We start from the raw sequence: 19,709 nt of genomic DNA, 5'->3' as shown, positions 1-19,709 counted from the left end.
AACGAGGGGTTGGAGTCATGAAAAACATTAGTTTATTAGGTGCAAGCGGATCAATTGGTACACAAACTTTAGATGTATTACGCTCGCACCCAGACCAATTCCGTCTCGTTGCTTTTTCTGTAGGGAAAAATATTGACTACGCAGTAAAGGTAATTCAAGAATTTTCTCCGCAAATCGTCTCTGTGCAAAGAGAGGAAGATGTTTTAAAATTACAAGCTGTTTCTGGTAATACAAAAATTGTATATGGTAGTGAAGGGCTTTTAGAAGTAGCATTACATCCAGATGCGGAGATTGTAGTAAATGCTGTTGTAGGTAGCGTAGGGTTGTTACCAACACTTCGTGCAATTGAGGCGAAAAAAACAATTGGAATTGCAAATAAAGAAACGTTAGTAACTGCAGGACATCTTGTAATGGAAGCAGCACGAAAACATAATGTTTCGTTACTTCCAGTAGATAGTGAACATTCAGCTATTTTTCAATGCTTGAATGGTGAAAATGAGAAAAGAATTTCTCGTCTTATTATAACGGCTTCTGGTGGAAGTTTCCGTGATAAAACGAGGGATGAATTGCATCATGTGACCGTAGAAGATGCGCTTCGACATCCAAACTGGTCAATGGGTTCGAAAATTACAATTGATTCTGCTACAATGATGAATAAGGGACTAGAAGTAATTGAAGCACATTGGCTTTTTGGTATCCCTTACGAGCAAATCGATGTTGTTTTACATAAAGAAAGTATTATCCATTCTATGGTTGAATTTGAAGATCGTAGTGTAATGGCGCAGCTTGGTTCACCTGATATGCGAGTACCGATTCAATACGCACTTACATATCCTGATAGATTGCCTCTTTCAGACACAAAACAGTTAAACTTATGGGAAATAGGGACGTTGCATTTTGAGAAAATGGACCAAGAAAGATTCCGTTGTCTACGTTTTGCGTATGAAGCTGGAAAAGCAGGTGGAAGTATGCCAGCTGTAATGAACGCAGCGAATGAAGTAGCTGTTGAAGCCTTTTTACAAAAGAGAATTGGTTTCTTAACAGTAGAAGACCTCATTGAAAAAGCAATGAACCATCACAATGTCATTGCACGTCCGAGCTTAGAGGAAATTCTGGAAATTGATGCAGCCACAAGACGGTTTGTGATGGAACAAATTTAGCAAAGGTGGTTATGGAATTGAATACAGCGATTGCCTTTATATTAATTTTCGGTGCACTCGTATTTTTCCATGAGCTAGGGCATCTATATTTCGCAAAAAGAGCAGGTATTTTATGCCGCGAGTTTGCGATTGGTTTTGGTCCGAAAATATTCTCATTTGAAAAGAATGAAACGGTGTATACGATTCGATTACTGCCCCTTGGTGGCTATGTAAGAATGGCTGGCGAGGATGCGGACACAGTTGAGTTAAAGCCTGGGAAAAAGGTTGGCCTTGTATTAAATGAAAAAGACGAAGTTGTGAAATTAGTTTTTGATGGATATGAAAAGTATCCAAATGTTCGTGTCATTGAAGTCGAACAAGCTGATTTGGAGCACAATCTAACAATTTCGGGCTATGAGGAGTACGAGGAAGAGCTTCAAACGTTCCGAGTGAATGAAAAAGCTCGTATTATTACTGCGGGGGAAGAAATTCAAATTGCTCCGTATAATAGACAATTTGGTTCAAAAAAACTAGGGCAACGCGCTTTAACAATCTTTGCGGGTCCTGCAATGAACTTCATTTTAGCATTTGTTATTTTTGTGATTCTTGGATTTGTACAAGGGGTTCCTATTGACAAACCAATGGTCGGAAAAGTGATGGATAATAGTGCAGCACAGCAAGCTGGATTGAAAGAGAATGATACAATTCAAGCGATTGATGGGAAAAACACAAGTACATGGAAAGATGTTGTTGACATTGTACGTGAAAATCCAAATAAAGAAATTACGTTACAAGTAAAGCGTGATAATGAACAGTTTAATGTGAAAGTAACGCCAACACTCGATAAAGAAGGAAAAGACGAAGTTGGTAGGATTGGTGTTTATTCCCCTGTAGAGAAAACAGTAATGGGTTCTATTAAATCAGGATTTGAACAAACATACCAATGGACGAAACTAATTTTTGAATCTCTTGTGAAATTAGTAACTGGTCAATTTTCTATTAATGAGTTGTCAGGTCCAGTAGGAATTTATAATCTAACAGATCAAGTTGTAGATTATGGATTTACGCGTGTACTAAGTTTAGCGGCAGTTTTAAGTATTAACCTTGGTTTATTCAATTTATTACCAGTTCCTGCTTTAGACGGTGGCCGTTTATTCTTCTTCTTAATTGAAGCGTTACGAGGAAAACCAATTGACCGTCAAAAAGAAGGAATGGTTCACTTTATTGGTTTTGCATTATTAATGTTATTAATGTTAGTTGTAACATGGAATGACATTCGTAAGTTTTTCTTGTAAAATAGAATGAAACTTATAATGAAATAGAGTCCGTAGAATAAAATCCCTCACCTAATTCGAGGTGAGGGGTTTTACTGCGTGTAAGAGTAAAATGAAGAGGTGCAAATAAATGAAACAAAGTATGGTATTCAGTCCTACATTACGTGAAGTTCCAGCTGATGCTGAAATTAAGAGTCATCAATTATTACTTCGCGCAGGTTTTATGCGTCAAAATGCTTCTGGTATTTATAGTTTTCTACCATTTGGGTTAAAAGTATTACACAAAGTAGAACGTATCGTTCGAGAAGAAATGGAGCGCGCAGGAGCTGTGGAATTATTGATGCCAGCTATGCAAGCTGCAGAATTATGGCAAGAATCAGGTCGTTGGTATTCTTACGGATCTGAATTAATGCGTATGAAAGATCGTAACGCTCGTGAGTTTGCTTTAGGAGCGACGCATGAAGAAGTAATTACTGATCTTGTACGTGATGAAATAAAATCATATAAAAAATTACCGTTAACATTATATCAAATTCAAACGAAATTCCGCGATGAACAAAGACCTCGTTTCGGTTTATTACGTGGAAGAGAGTTTCTAATGAAAGATGCATACTCTTTCCATGCTACACAAGAGAGCTTAGATGAAGTATACGATTGCTTATACAAAGCATATTCTAACATTTTTGCTCGTTGTGGTTTGAACTTCCGTGCAGTTATTGCTGATTCTGGAGCAATGGGCGGAAAAGATACACATGAATTCATGGTATTATCTGATGTTGGTGAAGATACAATTGCATACTCTGATACATCTGATTATGCAGCGAACATTGAAATGGCTCCTGTTGTAGCTACGTATACGAAGAGTGACGAAGCGGAAATGGCACTTGAAAAGGTTGCAACGCCAGATCAAAAAGCGATTGAAGAAGTATCTGCATTCTTAAACATTGAAGCTGACAAGTGTATTAAGTCTATGGTATTTAAAGTAGATGAGAAATTAGTAGTTGTACTTGTTCGTGGTGATCACGAAGTAAACGATGTAAAAGTGAAAAATGTATACGGCGCTTCAGTTGTTGAGCTTGCTTCTCATGAGGAAGTAAAAGAATTATTAAATTGTGAAGTTGGTTCATTAGGACCGATTGGTGTAACAGGTGATATCGAAATTATCGCTGACCATGCTGTAGCATCAATTGTTAACGGATGTTCAGGAGCGAACGAAGAAGGATTCCATTATGTAAATGTAAATCCAGAACGTGACTTTAAAGTAAGTCAGTATACAGATTTACGCTTTATTCAAGAAGGAGACCAATCTCCAGACGGAAACGGAACAATTCTTTTTGCACGCGGAATTGAAGTTGGTCATGTATTCAAATTAGGAACTCGTTATAGTGAAGCAATGAACGCAACATTCCTAGATGAAAATGGGAAAACACAACCACTTATTATGGGTTGTTACGGTATCGGTGTATCTCGTACAGTGGCAGCAATTGCAGAGCAGTTTAATGATGAGAACGGCTTAGTTTGGCCGAAAGCTGTAGCACCGTTCCATGTGCATGTAATTCCAGTAAATATGAAATCTGATGCACAACGTGAAATGGGTGAAAATATCTACAACTCATTACAAGAAAAAGGCTATGAAGTGTTATTAGACGATCGTGCAGAACGTGCAGGTGTTAAATTTGCAGATGCAGATTTATTCGGCCTTCCAGTTCGCGTTACAGTTGGTAAAAAAGCAGACGAAGGTATTGTAGAAGTGAAAGTACGTGCTACAGGTGAGTCTGAAGAAGTAAAAGTAGAAGAACTTCAAACATATATTGCAAATATTTTAAAATAAGAAGAGGTACCTCGTAATGGGGTACCTTCTCTTTCTTTGTAAACGTATTTTGTAAAAGAGGAAGTGAGAAATCTTTCTTTGTAGTACGTTTCAATTTATAATAGCAAATGGAAGGAGAGTGCTTATGTCTTTAACAAATGAACAACAAGAGCGATTTCAAATTTTGCTCCAGCAGTTGCAAATACCAGACGACCTTATAAATCAATATTTACAAGGCGGTGGTATTGAAAGGCTCGTTATTGATAAAGCGAATAAAAGTTGGCATTTTGATTTACAAGTGCCACGTATTTTGCCTACAGAATTATATGAATTGCTAGAAACAAAGCTTAAGCAATCATTTTCTCATATTGCAAGAACAACATTTGCATTAGAAACAGAGAATAAACAATTTACAGAAGAAGAAGTGAGGGCGTATTGGCCGCTTTGTACGGAACGAATTACATTTTCACCTATGTTTGCTTACTTAAAGAAACAGCTTCCGCAGGTGAATGGAGTGAAGTTGCTAATAAATGTGAATAATGAGCTGGAGTCTACTGCTTTAAAGAAAAACGTTGCGAAACCAGTAGGGGATCAATACGAAGCTTTTGGATTCCCGCGTTTCCAGTTAGACACACATATACAGCAAAATGCAGAAGAAATGCAAAAGTTTCGTGAGCAAACGCAGCAAGAAGACCGCGAGCGTGTTATACAAGCTATGGAAGAAATGGCGAAGAAGCAAGCTGAAGAAAGTAGCGTTGTGTATGAAGGACCGATTACACTCGGGTATCTTATTAAGCCAGATGAAGAGATTACACCGATGCGAGAAATTCAAGATGAAGAAAGAAGAAAAACGGTTCAAGGATATGTCTTCCATGTAGAGACAAAAGAGCTTCGTAGTGGACGTACGTTATTAACTTTAAAAATAACGGATTATACGGATTCTATTATGATCAAAATGTTCTCGCGTGACAAAGAAGATATTCCAATGCTGCAATCCTTGAAAAAAGGAATGTGGGTGAAAGCCCGTGGTTCAGTCCAAAACGATACATTTGTTCGAGATTTAGTAATGATTGCGAATGATATTAATGAAATAACAGGTCCGTCTCGTAAAGATAAAGCGCCAGAAGGCGAAAAACGTGTAGAACTTCATCTTCACACTCCCATGAGCCAAATGGATGCTGTTACTCCTGTTTCTAGGCTTGTTGCCCAAGCTGGTAAATGGGGACATGAAGCTATTGCGGTTACAGACCATGCTGTGGCTCAGTCGTTCCCGGAGGCATATTCTGCGGGGAAAAAGGCTGGAGTTAAAGTTATATACGGTGTAGAAGCGAATTTAGTTAATGATGGTGTACCGATAGCGTATAACGAAGCGCATCGTTTACTTGCAGAGGAAACGTATGTTGTTTTCGACGTTGAGACGACAGGTTTATCAGCTGTATACGATACAGTCATTGAGTTGGCTGCCGTAAAAGTAAAGGGTGGCGAAATCATTGATCGCTTTGAATCTTTCGCAAACCCACATCAACCATTATCAGCGACGATTATTGAATTAACAGGTATTACAGATGATATGTTAACTGATGCACCAGAAGTGGACGAAGTGTTTAAAAAGTTTGAGGAATGGATGGGTGACCATACACTTGTTGCCCATAACGCAAGCTTCGATATGGGATTTATTAACGTAGGTTTTAAAAAGGCTGGGTTAGAAAAAACGAATAACCCCGTTATTGATACGTTAGAACTTGCACGATTCTTATTCCCAGAAATGAAAAATCATCGATTAAATACGATGTGTAAAAAACTTGATATTGAATTAACGCAACATCACCGTGCGATTTATGATACAGAAGCGACGGGATATTTACTTGTGAAAATGTTGAAAGACGTAATTGAAAAGGGATTTGAATATCACGATCAATTAAATGATAGCATGGGGCAAGGGGATGCGTATAAGCGTGGCCGTCCAAGCCATCTGACGTTACTTGCCACATCAGATGTTGGATTGAAAAATTTATATAAACTTGTTTCATATTCTCACCTTAATTACTTTTACCGTGTACCACGAGTACCGAGGTCACTATTAAAAAAATATCGTGAAGGAATTTTAGTAGGAACGGCTTGTGATAAAGGTGAAGTGTTTGAGGCAATGATGCAAAAAGCTCCTGAAGAGGTAGAAGAAATTGCACAGTTCTATGATTACATTGAAGTAATGCCTCCAGAGGTGTTGCGTCATTTAGTAGAGCGTGAACTCGTTCGAGATGAGGGACAATTAAAAACAATTATCTCTAACTTAGTAAAACTAGGCGAGACGTTAGATAAACCAGTTGTTGCTACAGGGAACGTGCATTACTTAGATCCAGAAGATGCAATGTATCGTAAAATTTTAGTCAGTTCGCAGGGCGGAGCCAATCCGTTAAATCGACATTCATTACCGCCAGTACATTTCCGTACAACTGATGAAATGCTAGAGTGTTTTTCATTTTTAGGTGAAGACAAAGCGAAAGAAGTTGTTGTGACGAATACACAAAAGGTTGCGTCATTAATTGGTGATGTTCGTCCAGTAAAAGATGATCTATATACACCGAAAATTGAGGGTGCCGATGATGAAACACGTGATATGAGTTATAAAATGGCACGCAGTATATATGGTGAAGAACTACCAGAAATTGTAGAGGCTCGCTTAGAAAAAGAATTGAAAAGTATTATTGGACATGGATTTGCCGTTATCTATTTAATCTCACATAAGCTTGTGAAAAAATCGTTAGTCGACGGATATCTAGTAGGTTCGCGTGGTTCAGTAGGTTCATCGTTCGTTGCAACGATGATGGAAATTACAGAAGTAAACCCATTACCACCACACTATGTCTGTCCAAAGTGCAAGCAATCTGAATTCTTTAATGATGGTTCCGTAGGCTCTGGTTTCGACTTACCAGATAAAGATTGTCCGACATGTAATGTGGCATATGTGAAAGATGGACATGATATTCCATTCGAAACGTTCCTTGGATTTAAAGGAGATAAGGTACCCGATATCGATTTGAACTTCTCCGGGGAATACCAACCACGTGCCCATAACTATACGAAAGTACTGTTCGGTGAAGACTATGTATACCGTGCTGGAACGATTGGTACAGTTGCGGAAAAAACAGCTTATGGATATGTAAAAGGTTATGCAAATGATCACAATTTAACAATTCGAAATGCAGAGATTGATCGCTTAGTAGCGGGATGTACAGGGGTAAAACGTACAACTGGACAGCATCCAGGTGGTATTATCGTTGTGCCAGATTACATGGATATCTTTGATTTTTCACCAATACAGTTTCCTGCTGATTCAATTGGTGCTGAGTGGAGAACAACGCATTTTGACTTCCACTCGATTCATGATAATTTATTGAAACTTGATATACTAGGACATGATGATCCGACCGTTATTCGTATGTTACAAGATCTAAGTGGTATTGATCCGAAAACAATCCCAACGGATGATCCAGAAGTAATGAAAATTTTCTCTGGTCCAGAAACGTTAGGGGTAACGGAAGAACAAATTAACTGTAAAACAGGTACACTTGGTATCCCAGAATTCGGTACGAAGTTCGTAAGACAGATGTTAGAAGAGACAAAACCAACGACATTCTCAGAATTGGTCCAAATTTCTGGGCTGTCACATGGTACTGACGTATGGCTTGGTAATGCAAATGAGTTAATTTATAACGGTACATGTACGCTGAGTGAAGTTATCGGTTGTCGTGATGACATCATGGTATATTTAATCTATCAAGGTTTAGATCCATCATTAGCCTTCAAAATCATGGAGTCGGTTCGTAAAGGTAAAGGTGTACCGGAAGAATGGGAAGATGACATGAAAGGTAATAATGTGCCAGGTTGGTATATTGATTCATGTAAGAAGATTAAATACATGTTCCCTAAAGCCCATGCGGCTGCTTACGTACTTATGGCTGTGCGTATCGCATACTTTAAAGTACATTTTGCACTTTTATTCTATGCGGCATATTTTACAGTCCGTGCAGATGATTTTGATGTAGAGGCGATGGCGAAAGGTTCAGCATCCATACGTGTAAAAATTGATGAAATTGCTCAAAAAGGATTGGATGCAGCGCCGAAAGAGAAGAGTTTATTAACAGTACTAGAAATGACACTGGAAATGTGTGAGCGTGGATATTCATTCCAAAAGGTCGATTTATACCGCTCGCATGCTACTGAGTTTATTATTGATGGGGATACTTTAATTCCTCCATTTAATGCAGTGCCTGGTCTTGGTACGAACGCAGCCTTAAGTATTGTGGAAGCGCGCAAAAATGGAGACTTCTTATCAAAAGAAGACTTACAGCAGCGAAGTAAGGTTTCGAAAACAATTATTGAGTATTTAGATAGCCAAGGTTGTTTAGGAGATTTGCCGGATCAAAACCAATTATCACTGTTCTAATAGGTAGGAAAAGTCTTTGCAAATCAATATTTGCTATGGTATACTATAAACCGAGATAACCATGTCATGTATATTTTGTGAAAAAGAGAGTGGGGAAACCCACTCTTTCGTGTTACTATCTACATTTTATTCATGTAGATAGTAAAGACATTTCTGTCGTATATACATATTTTGTTACAAGTTTTACTTCTTAAATTTGGTAATACTAAGACAGATATTCCCTGCTTAACGGCAGGGGCTTTTGTTAGCTAACGAGAAAGAATAAGATAGACCGTCTTTGTGAACGGGATCTTTTCTTGTAAATGGTACATGGCGGCAGGAAGGAGGCTGTTTATGGATAAGAAAGTCACAGAAGTTGTAGAAGCATTTGCGCAGCCAATCGTTGAAGAGTTAAATCTTGAACTTGTAGATGTAGAGTATGTGAAAGAAGGACAAGACTGGTTCTTACGCGTATTCATCGATTCTGAAAAGGGAGTCGACATTGAAGAATGCGGTGCGGTAAGTGAACGTTTAAGCGAAGCTTTAGATAAAGAGGATCCAATTCCTCACCTTTATTTTTTGGATGTATCATCTCCTGGAGCAGAACGCCCATTAAAGAAAGAGAAAGACTTCCAGCAAGCGGTAGGAAAACAAGTGGCAATTAAAACATATGAGCCGATTGATGGCGAAAAGATGTTTGAAGGAAAGTTACTTTCCTACGACGGTACTACAATTACACTACTATTAACAATTAAAACACGTAAAAAGGAAATCCAAATTCCAATGGATAAAGTTGCAAATGCGCGACTTGCTGTTACGTTTTAGTAAGAAGGGGGATCTTCATGAGCACTGAGTTGTTAGATGCTTTGCTCGTATTAGAGTCAGAAAAAGGTATTAGTAAAGATATTATTATTGATGCGATTGAAGCAGCGTTAATCTCTGCTTATAAACGCAATTTTAACCAAGCACAAAACGTTCGTGTGAGCTTTAACCCAGAAGTGGGAACAATTCAAGTTTTAGCACGTAAGGACGTTGTTGATAATGTGTTTGATCCACGTCTTGAAATCTCTGTAGAAGAGGCAAGACAAATTAATCCAAACTACCAAGATGGCGACGTACTAGAAATTGAAGTAACGCCAAAAGATTTTGGTCGTATTGCAGCGCAAACTGCAAAACAAGTTGTAACACAACGAGTTCGTGAAGCAGAACGTGGTGTTATTTACTCAGAATTTAGTGATCGTGAAGAAGACATTATGGTTGGTATTGTACAACGTCAAGATGCTCGTTTCATCTACGTAAGCTTAGGCAAAGTAGAAGCTTTATTACCCGTAAGTGAGCAAATGCCAAATGAGCAATATAAGCCACATGATCGTATTCGCGTATTTATTACAAAAGTAGAAAAGACAACAAAAGGACCACAAATTTACGTATCACGTACACATCCTGGTCTTTTAAAACGTTTATTCGAAATGGAAGTTCCAGAAATTTATGATGGAACTGTAGAAATTCGCTCTGTAGCGCGCGAAGCAGGAGATCGTTCTAAAATCTCTGTGCATGCAGAAAACATTGATGTTGATCCAGTTGGTTCTTGCGTAGGACCGAAAGGACAACGTGTACAACGTGTTGTTGATGAACTAAAAGGTGAAAAGATTGACATCGTTCGCTGGTCAAATGACCCAGTTGAATATGTTGCAAATGCTTTAAGCCCATCACAAGTTGTTAAAGTACTTGTAGATGAAGATGAAAAAGCAACAACTGTTGTTGTTCCAGACCACCAGCTATCGTTAGCTATCGGTAAGCGTGGACAAAATGCACGTCTTGCAGCTAAATTAACAGGCTGGAAAATTGATATTAAAAGTGAGTCTGATGCGAAACAACTTGGAATTGTGACAGAAGAAGATAGCGTAATCGCATTCGGATTCGATTCAGTTGAAGACGAAATCGAATAGAGGTGATGAGTATGAGCAATCGAAAAGTTCCGTTACGAAAATGTATTGCGACGCAAGAGATGAAATCAAAACGAGAGCTCGTTCGCATTGTTCGTTCCAAAGAGGGCGAAGTGTCTATTGATTTATCTGGAAAAAAATCAGGACGAGGTGCATATTTGTCAAAAGATAAAGAATGCATTATACAAGCCCAAAAGAAAAACATTTTGGAACATCATCTAAAAGCGAAAATCGACAGTTCTCTGTACGAAGAGCTTCTTGAGCTTGTTGAGAAGGAGTCGAAATAAGTGTCCGATTGGAAATCGTTTTTAGGACTAGCAAATCGCGCTCGAAAAATCATTTCGGGTGAAGAACTCGTTTTAAAAGAAGTACGAAGTGGTAAAGCAAAGCTCGTATTGCTTTCTGAAGATGCGTCAGCGAACACTACTAAACGTATCACTGATAAAACGACGTACTACAACGTACCAATGAAAAAAGTCGAAAATCGACAACAATTAGGGCATGCGATTGGGAGAGACGAGCGAGTCGTTGTAGCTGTGTTAGATGAAGGCTTTGCGAAAAAGCTACGTAGCATGCTCGATACAAATTACCGGGGGTGAAGGTATGAGTAAAATTCGAGTACATGAATATGCAAAAAAAAATAATATCTCAAGTAAAGATCTTATGACAAAACTTAAAGAGATGAATATCGAGGTTTCGAATCATATGACAATGTTAGAAGACGAAGTAGTAAATAAATTAGATAATGAATATAACACTGGAGCGGAAAAACCTTCTGTTGCAGATGAGTTTGAAGTAGAAGAGAAAGTTGTTCGCAGTAAAAAGAACAGCAATAAGAAAAAGAAAAAAGGCAAAGGAAATGAAGACAAACGTCAAGATAACTTTGCTGGAAGACAACAAACACAAATAGTAGAAACACCAGATAAAATTACTTTCTCTGGAAGCCTTACAGTAGGTGAACTTGCTAAAAAGTTAAGCAAAGAGCCATCTGAAATTATTAAAAAGCTCTTCATGCTAGGAATTATGGCGACAATTAACCAAGATTTGGATAAAGATACAATTGAGTTAATCGCTACTGATTACGGTATTGAAGTAGAAGAAGAAATAGTGGTAAGTGAAACTGAGTTTGAAACATTCATGGATGAGCAAGATGATGAAGAAAACTTAAAAGAGCGTCCAGCTGTTGTTACGATTATGGGACACGTTGACCATGGTAAAACAACATTACTTGACTCTATTCGTAATTCAAAAGTAACTGCTGGCGAAGCTGGTGGAATTACTCAGCATATTGGTGCATACCAAGTTGAAGTAAATGATAAGAAAATTACATTCTTAGATACGCCTGGTCACGCGGCATTTACAACGATGCGTGCTCGTGGTGCGCAAGTAACTGATATTACAATCCTTGTTGTTGCAGCTGATGACGGTGTTATGCCACAAACAGTTGAAGCGATTAGCCATGCAAAAGCAGCTGGAGTACCAATTATTGTTGCTGTGAATAAAATGGATAAACCAGCGGCGAATCCTGATCGTGTAATGCAAGAATTAACAGAATATGAATTAGTTCCAGAAGCTTGGGGCGGAGACACAATTTTCGTACCAATTTCTGCAATTCAAGGCGAAGGCATTGACAACTTGCTAGAGATGATCCTTCTTGTAAGTGAAGTAGAAGAATATAAAGCAAACCCAAATCGTTATGCAACGGGTACTGTAATTGAAGCACAACTTGATAAAGGTAAAGGAACTATCGCGACATTATTAGTTCAAAACGGTACGCTTCGAGTTGGAGATCCAATTGTTGTTGGAACTTCATTCGGACGTGTTCGTGCAATGGTAAGTGATATTGGTCGTCGTGTAAAAGTTGCTGGTCCATCAACTCCTGTTGAAATTACAGGTTTAAATGAAGTACCACAGGCTGGAGATCGTTTCATGGCATTCGCTGATGAGAAGAAAGCTCGTCAAATCGGTGAATCACGTGCACAAGAAGCGTTAGTTGCACAACGTGGTGAGAAATCTAAATTAAGCCTTGAAGATTTATTCCAACAAATCCAAGAGAGCGATGTAAAAGAAATCAACTTAATCGTAAAAGCAGACGTACAAGGTTCTGTTGAAGCGATGGCAGCATCACTTCGTAAAATTGATGTTGAAGGCGTAAAAGTTAAAATCATTCACACTGGTGTAGGTGCGATTACAGAATCTGATATTATTTTAGCTTCTGCATCTAATGCAATTGTAATTGGATTTAACGTACGTCCGGATGTGAACGCGAAGCGTACAGCTGAATTAGAGAACGTTGATGTTCGCTTACACCGCATTATCTACAAAGTAATCGAAGAAATTGAATTAGCAATGCAAGGTATGCTTGATCCAGAATTCGAAGAAAAAGTAATCGGTCAAGCGGAAGTTCGTCAAACATTCAAGGTAACAAAAGTTGGAACAATTGCAGGTTGTTACGTAATTGACGGTAAAATTACACGCGATAGTGGCGTTCGTATTATCCGCGATGGTATAGTAATTTTTGAAGGACAACTTGATACGTTAAAACGTTTCAAAGACGACGTAAAAGAAGTTGCACAAAACTATGAGTGTGGTATTACAATTGAGAGATATAATGACCTTAAAGAAGGGGACATCATTGAAGCATATGTTATGGAAGAAGTGAAGCGATGATTGTCGCTTCACTCTCATTCGAGTGTATGATTTACGATGTACATTCTTTAAAAGAGAAACGGGCAATTTTGCAACGAGTGCTAACTCGTGTGAAACAGCGCTATAATGTAGCTGTTTCTGAAGTTGGGCATCAAGATGTATGGCAACGTACAGAAATTGCGATTGTTTCCGTATCCTCAAATCGTGTTATCTGTGAAAAAGAAATGAATCGTGTACTGGAGTACATTGATTCATTTCCTGAAATTGAACGTACGATAACACAATTGGAATGGTATTGAATGAGGTGAAGAGTTATGAAATTACGTGCAAACCGTGTAGGCGAGCAAATGAAAAAAGAATTAGGCGACATCATTAGTCGTAAAATTAAAGACCCACGTATTGGATTTGTTACAGTAACAGATGTACAAGTGAGTGGTGATTTACAAATTGCCAAAGTATATATTTCTGTTTTAGGTGACGAAGAACAGAAAGAAAATACGTTAAAAGGTTTAGCGAAGGCAAAAGGCTTTATTCGTTCAGAAATTGGCCAACGTATTCGTCTTCGTAAAACACCGGAAATTACCTTTGAGTTTGATGAGTCTATCGGATATGGTCATCGAATTGATACACTTTTACATGAAATTAATAAAGACGGTAAACGTGAAGAATAATGGATAGACATTTGTCTATCCATTTTTTCAATGCAAAATAAGTTTTGGATATTTACTACGAAAGAATTATGATGAGGTGAACATATATGGAAGGTGTAGTATTATTACATAAGCCAAAAGGCATGACATCACATGATTGTGTATTTAAATTAAGAAAGGTATTGCGAGAAAAGAGAATTGGCCATACGGGAACATTAGACCCAGATGTAACAGGAGTATTACCAATTTGCGTCGGAAGAGCAACAAAAATTGCACAATTTTTAACAAGTGAAACGAAAACATATGAAGGTGAAGTAACATTAGGATTTTCAACGACAACTGAAGATGCTTCTGGTGAGGTTGTTGAAACGAAAAATGTAGATCGTGCTATTACTCGTAAGGAAGTAGAAAAAGTTCTTGCTGAATTAACAGGCACGATTGAACAAATGCCACCAATGTTCTCGGCTGTAAAAGTAAACGGGAAAAAATTATACGAATATGCAAGAGCAGGACAAGAGGTGGAACGTCCAGTTCGTACAATTACGATTCATGAGTTCGTATTACTTGATGATCGTGAAGTTTTTGAAGGAGAAAATATTTCATTCCGTTTCCGTGTAACGTGTAGTAAAGGAACATATGTAAGAACGTTAGCGGTAATGATCGGGGAGAAACTTGGTTTCCCATCACATATGTCTCATCTTATAAGAACGGCATCTGGTGAATTTTTATTAGAAGATTGCATATCATTTGAAGAAATTGAAGAAAACGTGCAAAATGGAACAGTAGAGTCTATCTTCATTTCAATTGATGAAGCATTAAGTAAGTTTCCAAAAATGGTTGTAGATGAAAAGCAAGCAGAGAAAATTAAAAATGGTATGTTCTTAAAGAATGAATTAGAAATAACAGCACCATTTATTACAGTGTTTGATAAAAATGATCGTTGCTTAGCAATTTATGAACATCATCCGAAACATCCTGGCATGTTAAAGCCGATGAAAGTACTTGTGAATAATCAAGAACTAAAGCTATAATGAATTATTGGAAGGATTATTACAGAAAAAGGTGAATTCAAGCGTGAAACTTATTCATTTAACTCATCCACATGAACAAAATAAATTAGAATTACCACCTACTGTAATGGCATTAGGATTTTTTGATGGCATTCATTTAGGGCATCAATGTGTAATTCGAACTGCGAAAAAAATAGCGGACGACCGAGGATATAAAAGTGCAGTTATGACATTTCATCCTCATCCATCTGTTGTTTTAGGGAAAAAGGATGCGCATGTGGAGTATATTACACCAATGCGCGATAAAGAAAAAATAGTCGAAAGCTTGGGAATCGATATATTATATGTGATTAAATTTGATGAATCATTTGCAGGGTTATTACCGCAACAATTTGTAGATGATTATATTATTGGTTTAAATGTAAAGCATGTAGTAGCAGGGTTTGATTATTCATATGGACGTTTAGGAAAAGGAAAGATGGAGACTTTACCATTTCATGCAAGAGGGGAGTTTACACAGACTGTGATTGAAAAAGTTGAATTTCAAGAAGAGAAAGTAAGTTCTACAGCATTACGAAAGTTAATACGAAATGGCGAAATGGAGCAAATTCCATCTATTTTAGGTAGAGCCTATACTGTAGCGGGAACAGTTATACACGGCGACAAACGTGGGCGTCAAATTGGTTTTCCAACAGCTAATGTAGGTTTAAGTGATGAGTATTTATTGCCACCTGTAGGTGTTTATGCAGTGAGATTAAAAGTTCACGATGAATGGTACGATGGTGTATGTAATATTGGATATAAACCGACTTTTAAAGAAGATGAGCGTCAATTATCAATTGAAGTGCACTTATTTGAATTTAACAAAGATATATACGATCAAAATGTTACAGTAGAGTGGCATATGCGTATAAGAGAAGAGAAAAAATTTAATGGCATTGATGAGTTAGTTGAACAAATCGCAAAAGATAAGAAAACAGCACAAGAATATTTTGCGAGCGAAAAGAATATACTTGCTTTTTCAAATGAAAAGTAGTATTCTATGTTATGTACTTTATGACAACCATTGCTTGGCATTGCGACTCACCGACGCTTGCTAGGTAATTGGGGGTTTAATTAATAGGAGGTGAAATAGGATGGCTTTAACACAAGAGCGTAAAAATGAAATCATTGCACAATTTAGAACTCATGAGACTGATACTGGTTCTCCAGAGGTTCAAATTGCTGTCCTAACGGAGCAAATTAACACTCTAAACGAGCACTTACGTACTCACAAGAAAGATCATCATTCACGTCGTGGTCTATTAAAGATGGTTGGTAAACGTCGTAACTTACTAACTTACCTTCGTAATAGCGATATCACACGTTACCGTGAATTAATCACAAAGCTTGGCTTACGTCGATAGTCAAAAAAGCGGGAATATTCCCGCTTTTTTGTTAGGTAAAAATATATCTTCTACGCTTTATAGCTTACTTAATTTTAGGCAATACTAGAGGTAGAATATTGTGATATACTATCCATTTACATAGAAGAATTGAATACTTTAAATTGAGAGGGGTACTTAAATGAGTCAAGAAAAGCAAGTCTTCTCGATAGATTTAGCTGGTCGCCAGCTAACAGTTGAAACTGGTCAGCTTGCAAAACAAGCGAACGGAGCAGTATTAGTAAGATATGGCGATACAGCGGTTCTATCTACAGCAACTGCATCAAAAGAAGCTAAAAATGTAGATTTTTTCCCACTTACAGTAAACTATGAAGAGCGTTTATATGCAGTCGGAAAAATTCCTGGCGGTTTTATTAAGCGTGAAGGTCGTCCAAGTGAAAAAGCAATTTTGGCAAGTCGTTTAATCGACCGTCCAATTCGTCCGCTATTCGCAGATGGTTTCCGTAACGAAGTACAAGTTGTCAGCATTGTAATGAGTGTTGATCAAGATTGTTCTTCTGAAATGGCAGCTATGCTTGGTTCTTCATTAGCGTTATCGATTTCAGATATTCCATTTGAAGGTCCAATCGCTGGTGCGACAGTTGGTCGTATTAATGGCGAATTCGTTATTAATCCAACAGTAGAACAGCAAGAACAAAGTGATATCCACTTAGTTGTAGCTGGTACGAAAGATGCGATTAACATGGTTGAAGCAGGAGCAGATCAAGTGCCTGAAGAAACAATGTTAGAAGCAATTATGTTTGGTCATGACGAAATTAAACGTTTAATTGCATTCCAAGAAGAGATTGTACAAGCTGTAGGTAAAGAGAAATCAGAAGTGAAACTTTATGAAGTTAACGCTGATCTTAATCAAGCTGTACGTGAAATGGCTGAAGAAGATATGCATTCAGCAATTCAAGTACATGAGAAACATGCACGTGAAGATGCAATTAACGAAGTGAAAAAGCGTGTTATTGAGCATTACGAAGCTGAGGAAGCTGATGCTGACACATTAGGACAAGTAAATGAGATTTTATATAAAATTGTAAAAGAAGAAGTACGTCGTCTTATTACAGTTGAAAAAATTCGACCAGATGGCCGTAAAGGTGACGAAATCCGTCCTTTAGCATCAGAGGTTGGTATTTTATCTCGTACACACGGTTCTGGTTTATTCACACGTGGACAAACACAAGCATTAAGCATTTGTACATTAGGTGCATTAGGCGATGTGCAAATTTTAGATGGTCTTGGTGTAGAAGAATCAAAACGCTTTATGCACCATTACAATTTCCCATCATTTAGTGTTGGTGAAACAAGACCGATGCGTGGACCAGGTCGTCGTGAAATTGGTCACGGTGCACTAGGAGAACGTGCTCTTGAGCCTGTAATTCCATCTGAAAAAGATTTCCCATACACAGTACGTCTTGTATCTGAAGTGTTAGAATCAAATGGTTCTACTTCACAAGCAAGTATTTGTGGTAGTACTTTAGCAATGATGGATGCGGGTGTTCCACTTAAAGCTCCAGTTGCAGGTATTGCAATGGGTCTGGTTAAATCTGGTGAGCATTACACAATTTTATCTGATATTCAAGGTATGGAAGATCATTTAGGTGACATGGACTTTAAAGTAGCGGGTACAGCACAAGGTGTAACTGCACTGCAAATGGACATTAAAATCGATGGTTTATCACGTGAGATTTTAGAAGAGGCATTACAACAAGCGAAAATTGGTCGTGTGCACATTTTAAATCATATGCTATCTGTTATTGCAGAGCCACGTACTGAATTATCAGCTTACGCTCCAAAGATTATTACAATGACAATTAACCCAGATAAAATCCGTGACGTTATTGGACCAAGCGGTAAACAAATCAATAAAATTATTGAAGAAACTGGCGTTAAAATTGACATCGAGCAAGATGGTACAGTATTCATTTCATCAATAAATCAAGAAATGAACGACAAAGCTAAGAAGATTATCGAAGATATCGTTCGCGAAGTACAAGTAGGTGAGATCTACGAAGGAAAAGTGAAACGTGTTGAGAAATTCGGTGCTTTCGTTGAATTATTCAGCGGTAAAGATGGATTAGTTCATATTTCTGAACTTGCACTTGAACGTGTAGGTAAAGTAGAAGACGTTGTGAAAATCGGTGATGTAATTACAGTTAAAGTTATCGAGATTGACAAGCAAGGTCGCGTAAATCTATCTAGAAAAGTATTGCTAAAAGAAGAGCAAGAAAAAGAAGCTGCTAAAGAAGAAGACAAACAAGAGCAGCAATAAGTAAAAGCCAGTTAAACTGGCTTTTTTTGTTATGTAAAAAACATGATGTTCATATATTTTTATGTCGGTATAGGTATAGTTTTCATTATAACGCTCAAATTAACAAAGATAAGAAGAAAATGTTTTTATATAGTTAATTTGGGAGGGTTTATATGAAAGTTCGTATATTGGCATACATATGTATATTTTCTTTATATGTCAGTTTAGGCTCTTATTCTGTTTTTGCACAAGATAACTTGCATGAAGAAATTCAAAAGCATGCAAAACAGTATGAGATTGCACCTCAAAATGCGATGATTGATAAAATATGGAAGGCAACACCTGGATATAATGGAAGACAAGTGGATATTGAAGCATCGTATAATAATATGAAGAAGCTAAAGGAATTTGATCAAAAATATCTTGAATTCAAAGAAGTCTCACCGAGTGTTCATTTGGAAGATTTATCACCAGCTCCAATTTATAGAGGGCATCCAAATAAAAAGATGGTAGGATTAACAATAAATGTGGCATGGGGAAATGAGTATTTGCCACGTATATTAGAGATATTGAAAAAGCATGATGTGAAGGCCACTTTCTTTTTAGAAGGACGTTGGGTGAAAGAAAATTTGCGGTTTGCAAAAATGATTGTCGATGCAAAACAAGAAGTTGGAAATCACTCATACACACACCCTAATATGAAAACGTTATCCTCAGATGAAATACGAGATCAGTTACAAAAAACAAATCGAATGATAGAAGTAGCAACGAATCAAAAAGTAAGATGGTTTGCCCCGCCGAGTGGAAGCTTTCGAGATGAAGTCGTAAAGATTGCAGATGATTTTCAAATGGGAACGATTATGTGGACTGTAGATACGATTGATTGGCAGCGACCTGAGCCAGATGTACTATTGCAGAGAGTAATGAGAAAAATACATCCAGGTGCTATCATATTAATGCATCCTACTTCGTCTACAGCAGAGGCTTTAGATATAATGATTACAAAATTGAAGGAACAAGGATATAAAGTGGGGAATATAACTGAATTACTGGATGAAAAACGTGTGGATTAAATACATTTGCATGACATTCATCCTTAAACTTGTTATCATTAAATAATA

The 19,709-nt window shown here is 37.6% G+C and carries 16 protein-coding genes; all 16 read left to right on the top strand.

The window, feature by feature from the left end:
- Positions 1-17 precede the first annotated feature (17 nt).
- The 16 genes from dxr to JFU02_RS10315 all read left to right on the top strand — a co-directional run bounded on the left by dxr (position 18) and on the right by JFU02_RS10315 (position 19,661).
- Complete coding sequence (dxr, locus tag JFU02_RS10390) at positions 18-1,160, top strand: 1-deoxy-D-xylulose-5-phosphate reductoisomerase (protein ID WP_000790358.1); 1,143 nt, start codon at positions 18-20, stop codon at positions 1,158-1,160.
- Positions 1,161-1,177: 17 nt separating this feature from the next.
- A complete protein-coding gene (rseP, locus tag JFU02_RS10385) occupies positions 1,178-2,434 on the top strand; it encodes an RIP metalloprotease RseP (protein ID WP_001090242.1) in 1,257 nt (418 codons plus the stop codon).
- 109 nt (positions 2,435-2,543) lie between these two features.
- On the top strand, positions 2,544-4,244 hold the full coding sequence (locus JFU02_RS10380) for a proline--tRNA ligase (protein WP_086407616.1): 1,701 nt from the start codon (positions 2,544-2,546) through the stop codon (positions 4,242-4,244).
- A gap of 124 nt (positions 4,245-4,368) precedes the next feature.
- On the top strand, positions 4,369-8,670 hold the full coding sequence (locus tag JFU02_RS10375; RefSeq protein ID WP_000059996.1) for a PolC-type DNA polymerase III: 4,302 nt from the start codon (positions 4,369-4,371) through the stop codon (positions 8,668-8,670).
- Positions 8,671-9,003: 333 nt separating this feature from the next.
- Positions 9,004-9,474 (top strand): ribosome maturation factor RimP, encoded by a 471-nt coding sequence (gene rimP, locus JFU02_RS10370; protein ID WP_000359095.1) that lies wholly within the window; start codon positions 9,004-9,006, stop codon positions 9,472-9,474.
- Between the two features lie 17 nt (positions 9,475-9,491).
- Positions 9,492-10,598, top strand: coding sequence for a transcription termination factor NusA (gene nusA / locus JFU02_RS10365; RefSeq protein ID WP_000102598.1), 1,107 nt, complete (start codon positions 9,492-9,494; stop codon positions 10,596-10,598).
- 11 nt (positions 10,599-10,609) lie between these two features.
- Positions 10,610-10,882 (top strand): RNase P modulator RnpM, encoded by a 273-nt coding sequence (gene rnpM / locus JFU02_RS10360; protein ID WP_000071123.1) that lies wholly within the window; start codon positions 10,610-10,612, stop codon positions 10,880-10,882.
- Positions 10,883-11,194: a YlxQ family RNA-binding protein gene (locus JFU02_RS10355; protein ID WP_001286522.1), complete on the top strand. Its 312-nt coding sequence runs from the start codon at positions 10,883-10,885 to the stop codon at positions 11,192-11,194.
- A gap of 4 nt (positions 11,195-11,198) precedes the next feature.
- Positions 11,199-13,265 carry a translation initiation factor IF-2 gene (gene infB, locus JFU02_RS10350; RefSeq protein WP_000036346.1) on the top strand — a complete coding sequence of 689 codons (2,067 nt, stop codon included), beginning with the start codon at positions 11,199-11,201 and terminating at the stop codon, positions 13,263-13,265.
- A complete protein-coding gene (locus JFU02_RS10345; protein WP_000634349.1) occupies positions 13,262-13,543 on the top strand; it encodes a DUF503 domain-containing protein in 282 nt (93 codons plus the stop codon). Before infB ends, JFU02_RS10345 begins: the two co-directional genes overlap by 4 nt.
- A 15-nt stretch (positions 13,544-13,558) precedes the next feature.
- Positions 13,559-13,915, top strand: coding sequence for a 30S ribosome-binding factor RbfA (rbfA, locus tag JFU02_RS10340; protein WP_000776437.1), 357 nt, complete (start codon positions 13,559-13,561; stop codon positions 13,913-13,915).
- Positions 13,916-14,001: 86 nt separating this feature from the next.
- Positions 14,002-14,925 (top strand): tRNA pseudouridine(55) synthase TruB, encoded by a 924-nt coding sequence (gene truB, locus JFU02_RS10335; RefSeq protein WP_000399366.1) that lies wholly within the window; start codon positions 14,002-14,004, stop codon positions 14,923-14,925.
- Between the two features lie 43 nt (positions 14,926-14,968).
- Positions 14,969-15,940 carry a bifunctional riboflavin kinase/FAD synthetase gene (ribF, locus tag JFU02_RS10330; RefSeq protein WP_000766703.1) on the top strand — a complete coding sequence of 324 codons (972 nt, stop codon included), beginning with the start codon at positions 14,969-14,971 and terminating at the stop codon, positions 15,938-15,940.
- 100 nt (positions 15,941-16,040) lie between these two features.
- Positions 16,041-16,310: a 30S ribosomal protein S15 gene (gene rpsO, locus JFU02_RS10325; RefSeq protein WP_001229392.1), complete on the top strand. Its 270-nt coding sequence runs from the start codon at positions 16,041-16,043 to the stop codon at positions 16,308-16,310.
- A gap of 160 nt (positions 16,311-16,470) precedes the next feature.
- Positions 16,471-18,609: a polyribonucleotide nucleotidyltransferase gene (pnp, locus tag JFU02_RS10320; protein WP_000076753.1), complete on the top strand. Its 2,139-nt coding sequence runs from the start codon at positions 16,471-16,473 to the stop codon at positions 18,607-18,609.
- Between the two features lie 152 nt (positions 18,610-18,761).
- Positions 18,762-19,661, top strand: a complete 900-nt coding sequence (locus JFU02_RS10315) for a polysaccharide deacetylase family protein (RefSeq protein ID WP_000868223.1) — start codon at positions 18,762-18,764, stop codon at positions 19,659-19,661.
- Positions 19,662-19,709: the final 48 nt, after the last annotated feature.

The organism is Bacillus sp. TH13 (assembly GCF_016651175.1).
Taxonomy (GTDB): Bacteria; Bacillota; Bacilli; order Bacillales; family Bacillaceae_G; genus Bacillus_A; species Bacillus_A thuringiensis_S.
Note: the sequence above shows the minus strand (reverse complement) of the source record. Positions and strands in the feature narration are given on the sequence as shown.